Annotated in this window: 18 protein-coding genes; 6 read left to right on the forward strand and 12 right to left on the reverse strand. The window is 53.5% G+C overall.

Features of this window, described 5'->3' with window-relative positions:
• Positions 1 to 311: 311 nt before the first annotated feature.
• From G497_RS17980 to G497_RS0111570, 4 genes are all read left to right on the forward strand, one after another.
• Entirely contained in the window at positions 312 to 1,847 is a 1,536-nt protein-coding gene (locus G497_RS17980; protein ID WP_051258081.1) for a tetratricopeptide repeat protein, read from the forward strand.
• A 37-nt stretch (positions 1,848 to 1,884) separates the two neighbouring features.
• A complete protein-coding gene (locus G497_RS0111560; RefSeq protein ID WP_027188260.1) occupies positions 1,885 to 2,703 on the forward strand; it encodes an AraC family transcriptional regulator in 819 nt (272 codons plus the stop codon).
• Between the two features lie 359 nt (positions 2,704 to 3,062).
• Positions 3,063 to 3,623, forward strand: a complete 561-nt coding sequence (locus tag G497_RS0111565; protein WP_027188261.1) for an NADPH-dependent FMN reductase — start codon at positions 3,063 to 3,065, stop codon at positions 3,621 to 3,623.
• A 256-nt stretch (positions 3,624 to 3,879) separates the two neighbouring features.
• On the forward strand, positions 3,880 to 4,062 hold the full coding sequence (locus G497_RS0111570) for a hypothetical protein (RefSeq protein ID WP_027188262.1): 183 nt from the start codon (positions 3,880 to 3,882) through the stop codon (positions 4,060 to 4,062).
• Between the two features lie 158 nt (positions 4,063 to 4,220).
• Here the strand turns inward: G497_RS0111570 and G497_RS0111575 are convergent, their stop codons facing one another.
• The 12 genes from G497_RS0111575 to G497_RS17990 form a co-directional block, all read right to left on the reverse strand.
• Positions 4,221 to 4,937: a cytochrome c biogenesis CcdA family protein gene (locus G497_RS0111575; RefSeq protein ID WP_027188263.1), complete on the reverse strand. Its 717-nt coding sequence runs from the start codon at positions 4,935 to 4,937 to the stop codon at positions 4,221 to 4,223.
• A 3-nt stretch (positions 4,938 to 4,940) separates the two neighbouring features.
• Positions 4,941 to 5,297 carry a thioredoxin family protein gene (locus G497_RS0111580; protein WP_027188264.1) on the reverse strand — a complete coding sequence of 119 codons (357 nt, stop codon included), beginning with the start codon at positions 5,295 to 5,297 and terminating at the stop codon, positions 4,941 to 4,943.
• Between the two features lie 301 nt (positions 5,298 to 5,598).
• Positions 5,599 to 6,651, reverse strand: a complete 1,053-nt coding sequence (arsB, locus tag G497_RS0111585) for an ACR3 family arsenite efflux transporter (protein ID WP_027188265.1) — start codon at positions 6,649 to 6,651, stop codon at positions 5,599 to 5,601.
• Positions 6,652 to 6,819: 168 nt separating this feature from the next.
• Positions 6,820 to 7,056, reverse strand: coding sequence for a thioredoxin family protein (locus tag G497_RS0111590; protein ID WP_027188266.1), 237 nt, complete (start codon positions 7,054 to 7,056; stop codon positions 6,820 to 6,822).
• 27 nt (positions 7,057 to 7,083) lie between these two features.
• Entirely contained in the window at positions 7,084 to 8,214 is a 1,131-nt protein-coding gene (locus tag G497_RS0111595; protein ID WP_084516261.1) for a permease, read from the reverse strand.
• 17 nt (positions 8,215 to 8,231) lie between these two features.
• A complete protein-coding gene (locus G497_RS0111600; RefSeq protein ID WP_027188268.1) occupies positions 8,232 to 8,723 on the reverse strand; it encodes an arsenate reductase ArsC in 492 nt (163 codons plus the stop codon).
• A 9-nt stretch (positions 8,724 to 8,732) separates the two neighbouring features.
• Positions 8,733 to 9,581, reverse strand: coding sequence for an arsenite methyltransferase (gene arsM, locus G497_RS0111605; RefSeq protein WP_051258082.1), 849 nt, complete (start codon positions 9,579 to 9,581; stop codon positions 8,733 to 8,735).
• 74 nt (positions 9,582 to 9,655) lie between these two features.
• On the reverse strand, positions 9,656 to 10,009 hold the full coding sequence (locus tag G497_RS0111610; protein WP_027188270.1) for an ArsR/SmtB family transcription factor: 354 nt from the start codon (positions 10,007 to 10,009) through the stop codon (positions 9,656 to 9,658).
• A 194-nt stretch (positions 10,010 to 10,203) separates the two neighbouring features.
• Positions 10,204 to 11,685 carry a helix-turn-helix domain-containing protein gene (locus tag G497_RS17985; protein ID WP_034637745.1) on the reverse strand — a complete coding sequence of 494 codons (1,482 nt, stop codon included), beginning with the start codon at positions 11,683 to 11,685 and terminating at the stop codon, positions 10,204 to 10,206.
• Between the two features lie 288 nt (positions 11,686 to 11,973).
• The gene (locus G497_RS0111625; protein WP_027188272.1) at positions 11,974 to 12,552 is read right to left on the reverse strand and encodes a HAMP domain-containing protein; all 579 of its coding nucleotides are present in this window, start codon (positions 12,550 to 12,552) and stop codon (positions 11,974 to 11,976) included.
• Between the two features lie 43 nt (positions 12,553 to 12,595).
• Positions 12,596 to 13,702, reverse strand: a complete 1,107-nt coding sequence (ychF, locus tag G497_RS0111630) for a redox-regulated ATPase YchF (protein ID WP_027188273.1) — start codon at positions 13,700 to 13,702, stop codon at positions 12,596 to 12,598.
• 214 nt (positions 13,703 to 13,916) lie between these two features.
• Positions 13,917 to 14,870 (reverse strand): ACP S-malonyltransferase, encoded by a 954-nt coding sequence (locus G497_RS17990; RefSeq protein ID WP_034637746.1) that lies wholly within the window; start codon positions 14,868 to 14,870, stop codon positions 13,917 to 13,919.
• Between the two features lie 333 nt (positions 14,871 to 15,203).
• Between G497_RS17990 and G497_RS17995 the strand changes: the two genes are divergently transcribed.
• Both G497_RS17995 and G497_RS0111645 read left to right on the forward strand, forming a co-directional pair.
• Entirely contained in the window at positions 15,204 to 15,986 is a 783-nt protein-coding gene (locus tag G497_RS17995; RefSeq protein ID WP_051258083.1) for a 16S rRNA (guanine(527)-N(7))-methyltransferase RsmG, read from the forward strand.
• Between the two features lie 106 nt (positions 15,987 to 16,092).
• A complete protein-coding gene (locus G497_RS0111645; protein ID WP_245576389.1) occupies positions 16,093 to 18,582 on the forward strand; it encodes an STT3 domain-containing protein in 2,490 nt (829 codons plus the stop codon).
• The last annotated feature ends 96 nt before the right edge of the window (positions 18,583 to 18,678 follow it).

Genomic DNA, 18,678 nt, shown 5'->3' on the forward strand with positions numbered 1-18,678 from the left:
TTTCCTTTCGCTCAGGCGTCGTGGAGATGCTTCGGCGGCAAAGCCGCCTTTGCCCTCCGCCCTCGCTCCACGGCTCGCTACGCTCGCGACTGCCGTCGGCTTTAGGGTAGGTTCTTGTGGTGTGGAGATGGATGGGCAGCAAAGCCGTTTGCTTTTTGGATATTGGCAGTAGGCACGGGGTATGCTATGCGGTGGGGAACTATTGTACCAGTTGTGGGATAATACGGGGAGGCTGCGTGAGAAAATTGTGTGTTTTTGGTATGCTACTAGGTATGCTGTGCTTGCCCTGGGTTGCAGAAGCAACTCAGAATATGACTATGGGAAAACAGGCTTTGCAGGTACAAGAAGGCAAAACGAGCCACGCACCAGGGGGAAATACTCCTGCTGTGGGAGAACCACACAAGCCGGTATCTGTTAATGAAACCGTTGCCTCAAATGGGGCTGGAGCCGTCTCCACTGGCGTTGGTCAAGGGTTGGTGCCTGACTATAAAGCCCAACTTACTGCCGAGTTGAAACTCGCTATTCATGAGCAGATGCAGACAGCGCTGGATAAGATTGAAGGCCGTGTTAATTGGGGGGTGGCTTTTGTGACAGCATTAGCTACGATTTTTTTAGGGGTATTGGGTTTATCATTTTGGAATATTCGGATGAATATCGGTAAATTAGAGAAAGAATCCACGGTAGCGAAACAAGAATTAGAGAACATTTGTAAGGCCAATACTCAGCTACGTGGGGAAATAGAAAGTGCAAAAGTAATTTTGGCAGAACTGTCTAAATTGAGAAAAATAGTAACTAATGCTGCAAATTCCGTGTTACGAGAAGCTGAAGAATTGGGGAAAGAGTTAAAAGATAAAGCTAAGAACGTAGTTGCGAATTTGAATGACCCCATAGATTCAATAGAAGATGGTGAGAAAAGTTCTATGGTATACTCTCCTGAACTTTTTGAAAAAGCACAAAAGGGGGATGCAGAAGCACAATATGGTTTGGGGATGGCTTACTATACTGGAAAAAATGTAACCCCTGACTTTTTTAAGGCATTTGATTGGCTCTTGAAGGCTGCGGAGCAAGGGAATAAAGATGCACAGTTTCAGGTTGGTTGGATGTACCAACAGGGGAAAGGCGTTGTTATTGACAACATAAAGGCAGCAGAATGGTATGAATGTGCAGCTAAACAAGGACATACTAAAGCACAAAATAATTTGGGCGTGTTGTATTTTGAAGGTATTGGTTTTCCCCAAAATAAAGTCTTAGCTAAAAAGTGGTTTCATGCTGCTGCAGAACAAAATGAGGCTTTGGCACAGTTTAATCTTGCCTTCATGCTATACATTGGTGATGGTATTCCAGAAGATAAACAACAAGCCGTTTTTTGGTATCGTAAAGCTGCCGATTTAGGATATGCTAAAGCTCAGAACAACCTTGGGGTTATCCTACTTGCTGGAGCTGGAGCGTCCAAGGATGTAGAAGAAGGTATTAGACTTTTACGGAAGGCGGCCGCAAAGGGTGTGGATCGTGCCCAATGTCATCTTGGTGAATTGTATCGGGATGGATGTGAAGGGGTGTTGCAATCAAATAGCTTGGAAGCGGAGAAATATTTTCGATTAGCCGCTGAGCAGGGCTATGCCGAAGCTCAAGAGGCGCTTGGAACAATGTTGCACGATGGTGCTGGAATACCACTAAACAAGGAAGAGGCTGCACAGTGGTACCGCAAAGCTGCGGAGCAGGGGCTTGGCGTTGCCCAATATAATTTAGGCAAGATGTTGGAACGTGGTGACGGTATTCCTGTGAACAAGCAGGAGGCAGCAATGTGGTTGCAAAAGGCCGCCGAACAAAACTATAAGCCTGAGTGATACAGTGTCTTTTTATAAGCAAGAGGTGGGAACAAAAATGTTTATTCAGAAAGAAACGAACAGCATGCAGCAGTGCTTTGTGGCCCCTAGCCATGTGCCGTTTCTGGAAATTCGCACCACGTTGCACAGCACGCAGCCTTATGCCCAGCATTTGCACAGCCAGTTTTGCCTTGGGCTAATTTTGCAGGGGCGCACCCGGTTTTCCCTGGTGGATACGCCTCACCTTGCCGTGGCAGGCGACCTTGTACTGATTGCTCCGTGGCAGGCCCACAGTTGCAACCCGGAACAGGGGCAGGCCCGCAGTTACCACATGCTGTTTTTTGATGCTGCCTGGGTAGCCAGCACCCTGTTTGGGCACGGCCTTGAAGCCACAGGCGAAGGCCCTGTGCCGCAATTGTTACTGACCGTTGCCCGGCCTGTGCTGCGTAGCCCTGCGTTATTCCAGCAGGCCCTTGCCATGGTGGAGGCAGCACAACAGGGGGGCGGCACCCCGGCCCAGTGGGCTGCCTTTTTGGTGACCTTGGTACATGATGGCGGTATTGCTTTGGCCAACGGCCCCACCACCACCCTGCACGGCATGGAAGGGGAGGAACGCCCCAAGGTGCAAACACTGGCTACACAGGCAGGCATGCGGCGGGAAAGTTATTCCCGCGCAGTGCGCCGCAGCACAGGGTTGCCACCACGGGCTTACCTGCACAGTGTGCGCCTGGAACAAGCCCGCCTTATGCTGCGCCGGGGATGCAGCGTGGTTGAAGCGGCACAGGCCGCAGGGTATGCCGACCAAAGCCATTTTCACCGTATGCTGGTGAAGTTTTTTGCGGTGACGCCCGGTTGTTATCAGCGTTTGCGTAAATAACATGCCGTGTACAGCGGAAAATATAGAGTTATTCTCTGATTTACAGAAAAGTTTGTGTAGTTTATCTTTTATATAGCTTATTGATTTGTAATGTTCGCCCCCCTTTTTATCCTTTTGTATTTATATTGCCCCGTGGTTGCTGGACAATGCCCCACAGGGCATTATTCTACAAATGTACACAGCGAACATACGCTGTTGTAAGTTTTTTGCTCCATTTACAAGTAAAAAGGCATTTTTCCTTGAAGAGCCGCTACCGGCGGCATAACTGCCTTGTTCTTTCAAAACTTTTGGTTTTGGTCGTCTGCCTAAACAGACTCCGTTCGGTACTATTTTCCCTGTAACCCATAAAGGAGAACACGATGAAAACCCCTATACATGTTGCGGTACTTGTTGGCAGTTTGCGCAAGGAAGCCTATTCACTGAAAACGGCAAAAGCGCTTATAGCGGCTGCCCCAAAAGAATATACCTTTGATATTGTTCCCATTGGGCAATTGCCCCTGTACAATGAAGACCTTGATACCGCAGAACCACCCGCCACATGGGCAGAGTTTCGTAAACGCATTGGCAAGGCAGACGCGCTGCTGTTTGTGACACCGGAATATAACCGCTCCTTGCCTGCCGCGCTGAAGAACGCCCTGGATGTTGGCTCGCGGCCATACGGGCAGAATATGTTCAGTGGCAAGCCTGGGGCTGTGGTGAGCATATCCATTGGGGCAATTGGCGGCTTTGGGGCTAACCACCACTTGCGCCAGTCTCTTGTGTTTTTAAATGTGCCGTTGATGCAACAGCCTGAAGTATATATTGGAGAAATTCAAAACCGCTTTACCCCGGAAGGTCAGCCGCAAGAAGCGTTTAGCCAATACCTGGGTACGGTGATGCAGGCCTGCGTGCAGTGGGTAGGCACGATTCTTAAAAAGTAAGCGTTGGCGTTCCTAGTATGAGAGGAGTGCGCTTTGTGTGGTGGGCGTTACCCCCTGCGCAAAGCGCACGATACGTTATGAGGGCCGGGCGCTTCTTCTCCCCCGGAACGGCGCTAAAATATTTCTGTTGTTCCTTGCTTGACATAGTTGTGAGCGTGGCTATTGTTTTCTGTAAAGGCACACGCATTGGGTGTGTGTTGTTACTGTGGGAATATGCCCAAAATATGTACGTAATTGATTTACAAGGAAGCATCACATGAATACTTCTGAACAGGAACACGAGGTTGATGCAGGGGTATGTGAAGATGCTCTTGCGGTTTCGGCAGAATCTGACAGGCCGTGTCCCGATTCCATTGACCCGGAAGAAGCTGGGGATGAAGCCCATGTAACCTTCAAAGCTCCCAACAAAAAACCTGCGCCACAAGAACCCCAAAAGTAATCCGCTATTCTGGAGAAATCTCCATAGTCTTGGTGATTTCCAGAAAACGCTTTTCCCTGCACCATAACTCCTTTCCGGCACATTCCGGGGAGGAGTATTTTTGTGCAAAAATCCCTTGATTTTTTGGGTACTTACACGCGGCAGGAGTTGCTTGAATGTTACAGCCCGGCATTGGGGGATACAAAAGGAGACACCGCAAAATAAAGGCCAATGCACACAACAATAAGCCCGGCAACTTTGCGGCCCCAACTGGAAATGTGCTGTATGCCTTTGTCGGCCACCAGCCGTTGGGCAAGGGCAGTGGAACTTCCCGCAAGGGCAATGGGCAGGCAATGGCCCAGGCCAAAAAGCAGGAGCAGGGCAATGCCGTGCATTATTTTTTCTTGTACGGTAACGATGGCAAGGAGAGGGGCAATAAACCCAAAGGTGCATGCGCCGGATAATATGCCATAGGAAAGCCCAAGAATAAGCGCCCCGGAATAGCCGCGTAGTTGTAAGGCTCCTTTGGCAGAGGGCAGCCTGCATTTGGCTACCCCCATGAGGTCAAGCCCAAGGTACAGAAACAGCAGGCCAACAGGAATACCCCATAACGGGGAAATGTCGCCCAGCATGCGCCCCAGCAAGGCGCAGGCAATGCCCACAAGGGCAATGGAAATGAAAAGCCCAATACTGAACAGGCCAGCATACCCGGCGGCTTCCTTGCCTTCCATCATTTTGTTTTGCCCTGCCACGTAGGCAACAACCAGGGGAATAGAGGCAAGGTGGCATGGGCTGAACAGTACGCTGACAACGCCCCATAAAAAGCTTCCTACAAGAGCAATGCCAAAGCTGCTCACCATCCAGGCATTAAGGGTAAGAAAAAACTGGTCCAGCACGGCTTACTCTTTCAATAGGGCATCAAGTTCTTGGCGGAGAGAGGCTTCATCAAGAAAGCCTTCATGCCTTTTTACTTCTTTCCCGGTTTTGTCATAAAAAATCTGCGTGGGAATAACCCGGATGCCGTATTCTTTTCCAGCCCCGGAGTTTTTCCATACGTCAATAAACGCAACTTCTGCCCGGCCCGCATACTCTGCTTTAAGCTTGGTTAATATGGGGGCCATCATTTTGCAGGGAATACAGGAATCTGCCCCCAAGTCTACCATGGTGACAGTGCCGGGAACAGGCAGGGTGGCGGCGGTTGCCGGGGTAACGCCTGCCAGCAACAGTATGACGAGCAAGAGAATATTCACACGCATGGGCTTCTCCCTTTGAGAGTATTACATAATGAATGTTATTAATTTTTATTGGGGGACGCTGTCCCCCAGCCCCCTGCAAGGGGAATGATTCCCCTTGACCCCCCATTTGCGCTCACTTTCTCGCGAAGCGGAAACGTGAGCGCTGATGCGGGTTCCAAGGGCATGATGCCCTTTGCGGAGGGGGTTGGGGAGGCAGAGCCTCCCCAAGTAAAGTGCAATAATTTCAAATGTGCAATGGTTTCCACTTGTTTTGTTAGTAAAATGCGGCTTTGTATGAATAGCCCTGCAAAGCCGCCAATGTTTATTGTGTTGCAGAGGTAAACCATCGTTTTTTGAGCCACAGGGCCACGTGCACCAGGGCAATAAGCACAGGCACTTCTACCAGTGGCCCGATAACTGCCACAAAGGCTTCACCGGAGTTCAGGCCAAACACGGCAATAGCCACGGCAATGGCGAGCTCAAAGTTGTTGGAAGCGGCGGTAAAGGCCAGGGTGGCAGACTGTTCGTAGTTTGCCCCCACCCGCTTGGAAAGGTAAAAGGAAACCACAAACATAATAAGGAAATACACTAGCAGCGGAATAGCCACCTGCACTACGTCCATGGGAAGTTGCACAATGTGTTCCCCTTTCAGGGAAAACATGACCAGAATGGTGAAAAGCAGTGCCCGCAGGGTCCAGGGGCTGATGCGCGGCAGGAAGACGTTCTCATACCATTCCAGCCCGCGCTTGAGCCCGTAAAGGCGCGAAGCCACCCCGGCAATAAAGGGAATGCCCAGGTAAATAAACACGCTTTCAGCTATTTGCCCCATGCTGATGTTCACCACCGCGCCGGAAAAGCCCAGCCAGCCAGGCAGCACCGTGATGAATACATAGGCATACACAGAAAAGAACAGCACCTGAAAAATGGAGTTGAAGGCCACAAGCCCGGCGCAATATTCCCTGTCGCCCCCGGCCAAATCGTTCCACACAATAACCATGGCAATGCAGCGGGCCAGGCCAATAAGAATAAGCCCCACCATGTAGCTGTTGTTGCCGGAAAGAAAGGCAATAGCCAGTAAAAACATGAGCACCGGGCCAATAACCCAGTTCTGCACCAGGGAAAGCAGCAGCACCCGCTTGTTGCGGAATACTTTGCCGAGCTGTTCGTACTTTACCTTGGCAAGGGGCGGGTACATCATCAAAATAAGGCCAATGGCAATGGGAATGTTGGTGGTGCCCACCTGAAAAAAGTTGATGACGTTTTTGACCCCGGGCATGGCCCAGCCCAGCCCCACCCCAATGCCCATGGCAAGGAATATCCACAGGGTAAGGAAACGGTCTAAAAACGAAAGACGTTGCAGTGGTGTTGGTTCCATTTATTCGCTCCTGCGCGGGGTACATGCTCCGGCGGTACAGCCACCGGAGCCCCGCCTTGTCGCTCCACGGCTCGCTACGCTCGCGACTGCCGTCGGCTTTAGGGATGGTTTGCGTAACATAACAGACTCTGACAAATGGTCCGTCAAACGAAAAAGTGACGGATTTCTCTAAGCGCCTGTAATCCAGCCAACCAACTCATCTTTTGTGGGAATACGGCCTGTGCATTTCACAGCCCCATCAATAACCACTGCCGGGGTGGAAAGCACCCCAAGGCGCATAATTTCCGGCAGGTCCGTTACCTTTTCCACCGTGGCGGTGGTGTTCAGTTCTGCTACAACAGCGCTTACCAGGGTTGCCGCTTCTTTGCACTTGGGGCAGCCGGGGCCCAATACTTTAATGATCATTCTTGTTCTCCTTGTGTTTTTTTGGCGTTATAAAAGGGTAAAGTTCATTGCATTAAAAAACCACCCCACCAGCGTGAAAATAACCAGCATCATAACCACAAACAGGGCCAGCAACTGCCAGCGCATTACTTGCTTCAGCATAAGCACTTCCGGCAAACTCACGGCAATGGTGCTCATGCACAGGGCCAGGGTGGTGCCAAGGGGCAGGCCTTTCATAAGCAGGCTTTCCATAACAGGAATAATGCCGGTAACGTTGGTATACAGTGGAATGCCAATGGAAACCGCCAGGGGTACGCTCCACCACTGGCCCTTGCCCAAGGTGCCTGTAATCCATTCCTGGGGCACATAGCCGTGTAAGGCTGCGCCAACAGCCACACCAATAATAACCCACATCCACACACGCCGGAAAATGTCGCGTGTTTCAGCAAAGGCAAAGGCATGGCGCTGGGCCACCGTAAAGGTAGGGGCCGGGGCACCTTCCGTTACAGGTTGTTGCAGCGGCATGTTGGCGTTTTGCAGTAAAAAGGGCTGTAGCCAGCGTTCGGCCTTCAGGCGGTCCATAAAAAAGCCGCCCACAATGCCCGCAAACATGCCTACAGTCACGTACACTACCGTAAATTTCCACCCTAGCAGGCCCCACAAAATAACAATGGCCACTTCGTTGATAAGGGGGGAGGTAATGAGAAAGGCCATGGTAATGCCCAAGGGGATTCTGGCCGCGGTGAACCCCATGAACAGTGGAATGCTGGAACAGGAGCAAAAAGGCGTTACGGCCCCAAAGCCAGACCCCATGAGGTAGCCGATGATGCGTTTTTTTCCGGTAAGGAAATCGCGCACCTTTTCCACACTCAGGCTAATGCGCACCCAGGCAATGGCATATACCATGGCTACAAGAAGCAGCAGAATTTTTGCCGTGTCGTACAGAAAAAATTCCAGGGCGTCTGCCGCATGGGTGCCTTTGGCAAGGCCAAAGAGCGAATAGGTAACCCACTGGGAAAAAGGAATGGTGTGGGAATATGCCCCCCACCACACCAGGGCCACCAGGGCAAGGGTGGCAAAGTAGGTGGTGTTGTTGAAGGAACGCCGGGGCTTTTGTTCAGGTTTTTTACAGCAGCAGCCTTGCCCGTTCTGGTTCGGCTCACTTGGGGAAGTAGACATAACGCTCCTTGGGGTGGCTATTGGTCGTTGTGCCGCTGGCCAATGGCAGCCAGTTCTTTTTCCAATTCTGGCCGGTTTGTGGCAAGGGCAGCCCCTTGTTCTGCAATAAGGCGGAAGAAATCGGTAATGCGTGCACGTAGCACCGCATAAGCATGGGCAAAGGCTTGCTCCTGGGCGGCGGGGTCACTTACCCCGGCAGGGTCGGCAACGCCCCAATGCACGCGCAGCACATTCCCCAGGTACACGGGGCATGTTTCCCCCGCTGCGCTGGCACATAACGTGATAACAATATCTGGCGTGTGGGCAATGGCGTCCCAGCTTTTGCTGGTAAAACCCGTGTTGGCAATGCCATGGCGAGCCAGTTCTGCCAGGGCGCCGGGGTGCACATACCCGGCAGGCTTGCTGCCTGCGCTTTGGGCAACAAAACCCGCTGGAGCGAGACTGTTAAAAATTGCTTCTGCCAGTATGGAGCGGCATGAATTACCTGTGCACAGGAATAAAATACGCATGGGAGTTCCCTATTTTTTTGCTTCAATGTTCAGGCTGACCACGTAGTGGGCAATTTGCTCACCGTGTGGCAGGGCGTTGGTTATTTCCTGATAGAGTGGATCATTCCATTGTTCCATTTGCTGTACGTATTCCGGCTTAGGGGTTAGCGTGATTTGGGAAAAACCCGCTTGCTCCAGCATGGTTCGGGTTTCTTCCACCAGCACAGCACCAGCCACGCAGCCCACAAGGGCAGCCACCATGGAGCATACGGCTTCCGGCAGGGGTTGTAACAGGGCAAGGTCTGAAACGGAAACGGAACCACCGGGCTTCAGTACCCGGTATACTTCACGCCACACTTGGGGCTTGTTTGGGGAAAGGTTGATGACGCAGTTGGAAAGCACCACGTCAACGCTGTTGTCTGCCACAGGCAGGTGTTCAATTTCAGCCAGGCGGAATTCTACGTTATCAAGGCCGGTGTGTTCTTGGTAGGCGGCTATGTTGTTTCGTGCTTTTGTCAGCATTTCCGGGGTCATATCTACGCCAATCACCCTTCCCGTGGCACCTACTTTTTGTCCTGCCTGAAACACATCAAAGCCGCCGCCGCTGCCAAGGTCAACTACGGTGGCCCCCGGCTGCAACGCCGCCAGGGCAATGGGGTTGCCACAGGAAAGGCCCATGTCTGCCCCTTCTGGCACAGAAGAAAGACTTTCTGCATCATAGCCTATGGCTTTGGCAAGGGAGCCCTGGGGCATTGGCCCACCACAGCAGCCACTGCCAGAGCAGCAGGATGTGTTTTGGGTGGTGGCAATGGCCCCGTATTGCACGCGAACTATTTCTCGAATATCAGGCTGTGGCTGTTGTAAAGTATTTTTTACCATATGATTTCAGTGGGTTTTAATAGTTGTAGAAGTATTGAATATTTGCGCAAAAAAAATGTTGCTTCAGTAAGGCATCAGTTCTTTTTTTCAAAAAACTCCGGGGGCACTGCACTGGCCTTGCGGTAGGCCAGGCACTTTTCCGGCTGGTTGGCGCAGCATTCTTCTGTCATGTAGCCAATAACCGCCAGCATCAGGGGTATGTTTGCCCGGTACCACATAAAACGCCCGATTTGCTCCACGGAAACAAGTTTGGCGTGGAGCAGTGCTTTCAGGTGGAAGGAAAGGTTAGTGGGGGGTACGTCCAGGGCTGTGGCAATGTCGCCAGCCACCAGCCCTTCGTCCCCATACTTTACCAGCAGCTTGAATATGTTCAGGCGAATGGGGGAGGACAGCGCCTCAAAAATAATGGTCGCATCGTTGGTGTTCATGGTTTGATATTTCAACATTATTTGAAGTATGTCAAGGTGCTACTTTTTTTCGCTCGGGCATCGTGGAAATGTGCAGACAGCAAAGCCGCCCGCACACTCCGCCCTCGCTCCACGGCCCGCTACGCTCGCGACTGCCGTCGGCTTTAGGGAAGGTACATAAGTAAGGCAGTATTGGGAGGGGGGCGGGAAGCTCACTATGCCGACTTGTTGCCAGTATTGCCGGAAAGCATCGCCGCCAGCTCTTGGCGGTTGGCAGTGCCTGTTTTTTTGTACAGGTTTTTGATATGCCAGCGCACGGTGTTTTCTGTAATGCCCGTGGCCTTGGCAATGGCGCTGTTGGTAAAGCCTTGCAGCATAAGCACGGCAATAGCCTGTTCTTTTTCAGTGAATGTGTCTTTGGGGATTCCTGCCAATGCTATTGGGCCTGAATGCCTTGGGCCAGAAGGACGACCTGTTGCCGGGGGAACTTCTGGCGGTTTGCCTGGGGCTGGGTGCATTGTGCCCAGGTAGCGGCGGTACAGACCTATGCCCAGCAGTAGCCCGGCGCACAGCAACAATAACAGCGGTTCAAAAATGACCGAGTGGTTTTTTGCCCTGGCCAAGGCGTTGCCAGCAAGAGTGCCCCCATTCACCGCAGCCAGAATGAGCAGCAGGGTTACGGCTGCATGTTTGAGTGGCAACAGGGGGGTGGTGGTGGCTGTTTTGAAGAGGGAAAGAGCAATGCCAGCCATGCCCAGGGCTTCTAGCCAGCCAGCCAGAATGTATTTGCCGGGCCAGAAGGTGGGGTAAAAAATGGGCAGGGCCACAAGCCCCAGCAAGCCAAAGGCACAGGCCAGCATGTACAGGTTGTGGTTTGTTGGGAGGGGGTCAATGCGGGAAAGGCTGTGGCACAGGGTACAGGCTGCAATCGTTCCGGCAAAATAGGCTGGCCCTTGTGCCCAGGCCCAGGTGGTGAGTGGGGTAAAGGGGATTGCAAAGGCAAGGCCAAGGCAGAAAAAGACAAACCCCCATGTAAGGCCGCAGGCCAGCAGGCGTAGTTTGGGTGTGTTCTGCCCCTGTGTTTGAGTGCTGTTGTCGTGCTGAGGAGCCGATGGGGGGGGCGTATTATGGCCCGAAAGGCTATGGTTTGGCAGGCCAAAAGAAAGCAGCCAGGCCAAAGCGGGGCACAAGGCCGCCAGCAGCCAAAGGGAAGACACGGGAACAAGCGGGAAAGCAGACAATACCTGGGCGGCGCCCCAGGCCAGGAACAGGCTTGCCCCCCCGGCCCATACCAGGGTGTTCAGGGTGTGGCATGGGGTTGGGCGTAGCATGTGGGCCAGCCAGAAAATGCTTGTGCCTGCACCGCTCATGCCCACAAGCAGGGCAAAAGCCCAGGGCCATGGCTGCAAAAGCCATGCAGCAAGCAGCACCACAAGGGCTGCCCCATGGGTGAGGTGGGCAAACGGCACAGGGAAAGAGGCCCCCCGGCGAAAATGCAACAGCAGGCTTGTGCCGCATAGGGTAGCCCCAAACCCGGCCAGAGCCAGCATCCCAAAATTGCCTGTTTGTTCTGGCAGCCATAATGCCCGTAACTCTTCAAACCACAACCAGCCAATGGCCAGGGTAAAGCCGCAGCCTGAAAGGGCTGCGTGGCGCTGGGCTTGCCAGGCATTGCCAAGAAGCGTGGTTATAGGCATGTGCCACAGCCTTGACCCTGCGGGTACCATGCATGGCCTGTGTTTTCTGATGCTTGTGCAGTGCTTTTCAGACTTGTTGCTACAAATGCAACACGTTGCATTGTGTTCTCCCAGAAAAAGAAACAAGGATGATGCAGAACAGTGGTGCCATGCCCTGGCAACTGGTATGCAGGAAGTAACTAATTACTGGGGATAGTATAAAATTATGCAGGCAAGAGCAACAACAGAGTAGAAATAGTTGAATAACGTAATGAAAACAGTAGGTGGTAATGGTTCTTAGTGTTGTGCTTATCGAAACAAGGGGAAGTGGTGCAGGTGGCTTGGCGGGAGTGGGGCAAGGCAAGGGGAAGCGTCTTTACCCGCCTTTACCCCTGCATTTCTGTGTGGGCTGCGTAGAGAACATGTGGGCGCAGTGGGTGCCCCACGGCACAGTTTCCGCACATGCTGCACCAATTTATTTACCAGCACCGTATAATCAATGGGCTTTGTGAGGTAGTCGTTCATGCCTGCCACAAGGCTTTTTTCCTTATCTTCAGTAAAGGCGTGGGCTGTGAGTGCCAGAATGGGGGTGTGCTGGCACAGGTGAGCCATGCCCATTCTGGCATTCATAGGAGTGCGTATTTCATGGCTCATGCGGGCCAGAAACCGACTTTTGCTTTTGTTGCTGGCCTCGGCTTTTTCTACCATTTCACCCAGCCCGTGCACCATTGTTTCCACAGAAGCAGCCAGCAGCCCCACCTCGTCGGTGGATGATTCAGGAATAGGTTCTTCCAGGTGGCCCTGGGCAACGTGCTGGGCAAAATGCATACCCCTGGTAACACGCAGCAGCAGCCCGCCCACCAGCCGGTACGTGAGTAAAAGCACCACAATGGTATGGCGGCGGTGCGCCGCACAAAATCAGCGCTTTCCCCTACACGTTGAAAAGGAAATGCACAACATCCCCGTCATTCACAACGTATTCCTTGCCTTCCACCCGCAATTGCCCAGCAGTTCGGGCAGCCGCTTCCGAACCCAGGCGCACATACTCGTCATAGGCAATAACTTCTGCCCGAATGAACCCGCGCTCAAAGTCGGTGTGAATAACCCCTGCCGCTTCCGGGGCTTTTGCCCCCAGCGGAATCGTCCAGGCTCGCACTTCCTTTACCCCTGCTGTAAAGTAGCAGATAAGCCCAAGGGTGTGGAACCCTGTGTGAATAACGCGCACAAGGCTGCTTTCCGTTACGTTGTAGGAATCCAGAATTTCCATTTGCTCGGCATCGGAAAGGCCTTGCAATTCTTCCTCAATTTTGGCGCATACCACCACGGTATCTGCCCCGCGTTCTGCCGCCAGCTTTTTCAGGGCTTGCACATGGGCCAGCTTGTCTGGGTCTGCCAGGTTGGCTTCATCCACGTTGGCGCAATAAATAATTTTTTTGGCAGTAAGCAGGCCAAGGTCGCGCATGGTTTGGGCCAGGGCGTCGCTTGTTTTTCCGGCATACGTTTTGGCGGGCAGGCCTTTATCCAGGTGGGCCAGCAATTCTTCCAGTTCCCCTGCCAGGGCAGCGGCTGTTTTGTCTGACTTGGCAGATTTTCTGGCCCGCTCAAGGCGCTTTTCCAGGCTCTGCATGTCGGCAATAAGCAGTTCTGTTTCAATGGTTTCAATATCGCGCAGGGGGTTTATTGCCCCGTCCACGTGGGTAATATTTTCATCATCAAAACAGCGCACCACTTCCAAAATGGCAGCACATTCGCGAATGTTGGCAAGAAATTGGTTGCCCAGGCCTTCCCCTTTGCTGGCACCGCGCACAAGGCCCGCAATGTCGATAAAATCAACAGTGGCGTGCTGTACGCGCTGGGGCTTTACCAGTTCGGAAAGCTTGGCAAGCCGCGCATCGGGTACGGGCACCGTGGCCTTGTTGGGTTCAATGGTGCAAAAAGGGTAGTTGGCTGCCTCGGCATTTTGGGCCTTGGTCAGGGCGTTAAACAGGGTGGACTTACCTACGTTAGGCAGCCCTACTATTCCGATACTGAGAGCCATTTTGATTCCTTTTCATGTATTTTTTTGGGAAGGCTCTGCCTCCCCAAACCCCACCGCCAAGGGCATGATGCCCTTGGAACCCCTCTTCGGCGTTCAGTTTTCGCTACGCGAAAAGCTGAACGCAAATGGGGGTCAAGGGGCGTCACGTCCCTTGCAGGGGGTTGGGGGACAGCGTCCCCCAATAAAAATTAACAAAATTCAATAGGATAATTTCTTACTGGAGCATGGCGCTGGCAGCTTCTGCCAGCCAGGGCTTTTCCGCGCCTTCTGCCGGGGCAGCGGCGGGAAATTCCGCAAGAATGGGGTCTACCATGCGGGAGAGGACATTCTTGGGGCCGCATTCCACAAAGTGCCGGGCCCCTGCCGTGAACAGGTTTTGTACCGTGTCTACCCAGAATACGGAAGAGGTCATTTGCTTGCACAACTCGTTTTGCAGGGCGCTTGCATCGGTAAAGCCTTGCCCCGTGGTGTTGGTAAACACCGGGAAGTAGGCATTATTCCAGGTGCTTTTGGGCAGGGCATGAATGGCTTTTTCCATTTCTGCCGCAGCTTCCGCCAGAAGCGGGCTGTGGAACGCGCCGGAAACCGCCAGGGGCAGGGCGCGGCCTTTGCGGGCCTTTACACATTCTTGCAAGGCAGCAATGGCCTTTTGGGTGCCGCTGGCCACAAATTGGGCCGGGGTGTTATAGTTTGCCACCACCAGCAGTTCCCCGCTGGTTTTCTTGGCTTCTTCAATGCATTCGGTAACTTGGGCGGCGTTCAGCTTCAGCACCGCTGCCATGGCTCCCTTGCCCTCCGGGTCTGCTTCATGCATCAGCCTGCCGCGCAGGCTAACCAGTTCCAGCACGGCTTCAAGGGGCAAAACCCCAGCAGCGGCAAGGGCGCTGTATTCCCCAAGGCTGTGCCCGGCAGCCGCCACGGGGCGGCACTTGCCTGCAATGTGCGTCCACACGGCCATGTTGGCCACGGTAAGGGCTGGCTGCAAATAATTGGTGCGGGCCATGGCGGCGGTGTCGTCGCTCCAGTAAATATCGCGCAGGGGGTGCCCGCTAATGCGTTCTGCTTTTTTCCACAGGGCCATGATATCGGCATTGGCGTCGGCTAGTTCGCGGCCCATGCCTGGCTCTTGGGAGCCTTGGCCGGGAAAAAGAAGGGCAGTGGTGCTCATGCAATCCTCCGTAATGTGTGCGGGTGCCCTGGGCACGCCGGGAGTGGTTGTGGCAATGCCGTTGTCTGATTATGGCAAAAAACGGGATTTTTATTTACGGAGGGCGTTGTCGCCTTCCTGAACGCCATGTTTCATGGAGCCCTTGGTCTTCTACCCTAAACAGTACACGCTTGCCAAGTGAAAAACCCTTCGCCTGTGGCCGGGTGGTGTTAGGCGGGGCAGGGCCGTGGGGGCATTGCCGTGGAATAAGCCGGGGGTAGGCTGTTTCCTTATGAATCCGGCAGGGATAATGGTGCAAAGAGCCTTGTGAAACACCGCAAAAAAGGATATATTATGCAGTCGTCCCATGGGCAGTATACCGAAACAAAAGCAGAAACTCCTTTGGAAGCAAATACCCCCTACTCCCCCTTGGCAGAGAATGCCGAAAAGAGCGCAGGCCAGGCTGTTGCATCTGCTCCGGCCGTTGCGCTTACCCGTGAATCGCTTGAGGCTGAGTGCACGAACCTTGCCAGCACGCCCCATTGCCTTGCTGCTGCTGACAGTCGTTTTTATGATCGGCTGCTGCGGTATGTCACCATGCTCATGCAATGGAATGCCCGCATGAACCTTGTGGGGGCTACTTCCTGGCAGGAAGCTGTGGCGAATTTGTGTGCCGACAGTTGGCACCTTGCGGATTTTTTGGTCACCTTGCCATTGCCTGCGCAGCCCGAATGCTGGGACCTTGGGGCCGGGGCCGGGTTGCCTGGGGTGCCCTTGCGCCTGGTGTGGGAGGATGGCACCTATACCCTTGTGGAAGCACGGGAAAAGCGGGCGCTGTTTTTGCAAAGTGTGCTTGCCATGTGCCAGATGCCAGGGGTGAAGGTCTTTCGTGGGCGGGCCGAAAAATTTATGGAAAAAGCCCCACCAGCAGATTTGGTGGTGAGCCGGGCTTTTTTGCCGTGGGAGAAGGTCCTGGAGCTTGTGGGGAAATTTATGGCCCCTGAAGGGCTGGTGGTTTTTCTTACGTTGGTGCCGCCGCCAGAACAATTACCCCAGGGGTGGGTTGTGCGCGGGGCCATGGAGTATGGGATTGTGGGAGGTGGTTTCCGTCATTTCTGGGCCCTGGGGAAACGCTGATTCTTTTCACCTCTGCGAAAAGACTCAGTATTTCTTGATGCCAGTGATTGTTTTCGTTTGACGACCTTTCCCTAAGTACAAGTTTCCCCAAGGCAATCTATTGAAAGTGAGAGCAGGCATGTTGGGTTGGCGGCAAAGAAGTTTCATTCCTTTTTCTTCACAACTGTTCCCCCCGTTATTGGGGCAGGAGCAGCCGCACAGCCGTGAGCGGTTGTTTTTTGGCATTGCTTGTTTATGCGTATGTTTTTTATTCAGTCTTGGGGTACGTCTGCTGGAAATTCCCTATTGGCAAAACCCCGCCTATACGCTTGGCAATGAATATTTGCTGGCCACCCATGATGCCTACCACTGGATTGCCGGGGCCGAAGGGTTTGAATTTGGTGCCGGGCACCCTATGTCTGAGTTGGTGGGAAGCGTGGCTGGCATGTTTGGCATACCCACAGCCAATGCCGGTTTCTGGCTGGCCCCTGTTATGGGCAGTCTTGTGGGGGTTACTGTGTTTTTGTGGGGTTGGGCCTTTGGCTTTCCTTGTGCCGGTTTTGTGGCAGGGGTGCTTACCTCCCTTTCCCCGGCCTTTCTTGCCCGCACCTTGCTGGGTTTTTATGATACCGACCTTGTGGTGCTTTCCTTTGCCATATTATTGGGGCTTGTGCCTGCCATTTGGGTAAGCCCGTGGCTGATTACTCCGGCAGAATTGCTTGCTTCCCTGTGCGCCGGGAAAAAGCACCTTGCCTGTGTGCAGCGCTTTTTTATTGCCTTGCAGGCCCGCTGGGTGCGGGTTTCCCCGGCAGGAGTTCTGCCAGGGCCGTTGTCCCTTTCTGCCGAAGCCATGCAGCAGGTGGTTTATTCCCCCAAGTGGCTGGCGGCGCTGCTGGTGTGGGGGGTGTTTGGATATTCTGTGCAGGAATGGCATTCTTTGTTCCCCTACCTTACCCGCTTTTCTGCCCTGCTGTTGCCTACGCTTATTTTGGTGTTTGGCCCGCAAAAAGCACGGCGTGTGCTTTTGCAAGCCTCTTTGTGCCACGTGCTGCCCCTGGTGGCTGGCCTGCCCGGAGCCCTGCTTGCCGGGGCCTGGGCGTGGGCTCTGGTGGTTTCCGGGCAACAGGCCCAGGCAGACCATGAGCCTTCACATGACCCATCACGTCCTTCATGGGCTGCACGCTTGCGGCAAATTTCCCTACGGGTGGTGCGGCATAAGGCTTCTCTTTGGGTATTGTGGGGGGTGGCCCTGGTGCTGGTTATGGACGCCCAGGTGTTTGCCATTATGCGCGACTCCTTTCGTTCGTATGTAAACAGAAGCGGTGACGTAAGCCCCTTGAGCGCGGTAAGCGACCCGGTGGTGTTTCCCTCTGTGGCGCAGTCCATTATTGAAGTGCAGGAAGTGAACCTGGATGAATTGCTGAGCTACATTTACCCGGCAGGGTGGGTTATTGCCGTAAGCCTGTTCTTTTTTGCCGTGCTTGTACTGATTATGCCCGCGTTTTTATGGTTTGTCCCGTTGCTGGCCCTGGCGTTTTTGAGCATTCGCATGGGGGGGCGCATGACCATGTTTGGCGCCCCGCCCCTGATGTTGGCCTTTGCCCTGGGGGGCGGTGCTGTGCTGGGCATGGTGTGGGAAGTAGCCGAGCGCCTGTGCCAGAAGTGCCTGGGCCGGGTGTGGCGCAGGGTGGTGGCCCTGGGGGCGGCGCTGTGTGTGGTGCTGTTTTTGGCCTGGCCTTTGGCCATGCTGTTGCCAAACCTTACTCAGGGGCCGGTTATTAGCCAGCAGCATGCCCAGGCCTTGCAATTTATTCGCCATAATACCCCGGAAGACAGTATTGTGTGGAACTGGTGGGACTGGGGCTATGCTGTGCATCATTTTTCCCACCGCACCGCCATTGCCGACGGTGCCCGCCACGGTGGGCCTTCCTTGTATTTACCAGCGGCGGTGTATACCACGGCAGACCCGCGCTTTGCCCGCCAGCTTATTAAATACACGGCTAGTAAGGGTAATGATCCGGGTAACGTGTTTGAGGGCCTTACCGGCACTCAGGCCCAGGAGCTGATGGAAGCCCTTAGCGATAAAACAGCACCCCTGGTGGAAGCGCCGGGCAAGCAGTATATTGTACTTAGTTTTGAGCACCTGCGCTTGGGCATTTGGATTAATAAATACGGTTCGTGGAATTTTATCCGCAAAAGCGGGCCGGGTTCCCTTATGAATAACCTGGCTACTGCCCTGGAATTTAATATGGAAACAGGGCAGGTGGCTGCCAAGGGCGGCAAGCCTGTGCAGGCCCGCAGCATTAGCCTGTTTCACCCCTCTGGCATAACACGCCAGACGTATGCCAAAGGGGGGAACCATTTTATTTTTAACCTGGAAAATGCCACCATGGCAGAAGAACATACCGAGATGAGTATGCTGGCTCGGTTTTGGAAGAACCGGGTGGGGTATTTTGGGTTTACTGCGCCCAGTAATGACAAGCTGGTAGTGGATGATGTGTTTTACTATACGCTGATGGTGCAGTTACTGGTGGCCCCGCCGGATGACCCGCGTTTTGCGCCGTATTTTCGGTTGGTGTATGATAACGTCTACGCTCGAGTGTACGAAGTGTTGTAAGCGTGTCTTTTTTCGTTTGGCTACGTTGCTTGCTTTTTTGCAACGGGGGCAGGGCCAAAGAGCCCAGCCCGCCCTTGCAAAAAAACATCGCGCCTT

Source organism: Desulfovibrio cuneatus DSM 11391 (genome assembly GCF_000430005.1).
In the GTDB taxonomy this organism is placed as follows: domain Bacteria; phylum Desulfobacterota; class Desulfovibrionia; order Desulfovibrionales; family Desulfovibrionaceae; genus Frigididesulfovibrio; species Frigididesulfovibrio cuneatus.

What these genes read in the sequence shown, in the direction of transcription:
- G497_RS17980 (WP_051258081.1), top strand. Translation starts at nt 312, where the DNA reads ATGACTATGGGAAAACAGGCTTTGCAGGTACAAGAAGGCAAAACGAGC.
- G497_RS0111560 (WP_027188260.1), top strand. Translation starts at nt 1,885, where the DNA reads ATGTTTATTCAGAAAGAAACGAACAGCATGCAGCAGTGCTTTGTGGCC.
- G497_RS0111565 (WP_027188261.1), top strand. Translation starts at nt 3,063, where the DNA reads ATGAAAACCCCTATACATGTTGCGGTACTTGTTGGCAGTTTGCGCAAG.
- G497_RS0111570 (WP_027188262.1), top strand. Translation starts at nt 3,880, where the DNA reads ATGAATACTTCTGAACAGGAACACGAGGTTGATGCAGGGGTATGTGAA.
- G497_RS0111580 (WP_027188264.1), bottom strand. Translation starts at nt 5,297, where the DNA reads ATGCGTGTGAATATTCTCTTGCTCGTCATACTGTTGCTGGCAGGCGTT.
- arsB (WP_027188265.1), bottom strand. Translation starts at nt 6,651, where the DNA reads ATGGAACCAACACCACTGCAACGTCTTTCGTTTTTAGACCGTTTCCTT.
- G497_RS0111590 (WP_027188266.1), bottom strand. Translation starts at nt 7,056, where the DNA reads ATGATCATTAAAGTATTGGGCCCCGGCTGCCCCAAGTGCAAAGAAGCG.
- G497_RS0111595 (WP_084516261.1), bottom strand. Translation starts at nt 8,214, where the DNA reads ATGTCTACTTCCCCAAGTGAGCCGAACCAGAACGGGCAAGGCTGCTGC.
- G497_RS0111600 (WP_027188268.1), bottom strand. Translation starts at nt 8,723, where the DNA reads ATGCGTATTTTATTCCTGTGCACAGGTAATTCATGCCGCTCCATACTG.
- arsM (WP_051258082.1), bottom strand. Translation starts at nt 9,581, where the DNA reads ATGGTAAAAAATACTTTACAACAGCCACAGCCTGATATTCGAGAAATA.
- G497_RS0111610 (WP_027188270.1), bottom strand. Translation starts at nt 10,009, where the DNA reads ATGAACACCAACGATGCGACCATTATTTTTGAGGCGCTGTCCTCCCCC.
- G497_RS17985 (WP_034637745.1), bottom strand. Translation starts at nt 11,685, where the DNA reads ATGCCTATAACCACGCTTCTTGGCAATGCCTGGCAAGCCCAGCGCCAC.
- ychF (WP_027188273.1), bottom strand. Translation starts at nt 13,702, where the DNA reads ATGGCTCTCAGTATCGGAATAGTAGGGCTGCCTAACGTAGGTAAGTCC.
- G497_RS17990 (WP_034637746.1), bottom strand. Translation starts at nt 14,870, where the DNA reads ATGAGCACCACTGCCCTTCTTTTTCCCGGCCAAGGCTCCCAAGAGCCA.
- G497_RS17995 (WP_051258083.1), top strand. Translation starts at nt 15,204, where the DNA reads ATGCAGTCGTCCCATGGGCAGTATACCGAAACAAAAGCAGAAACTCCT.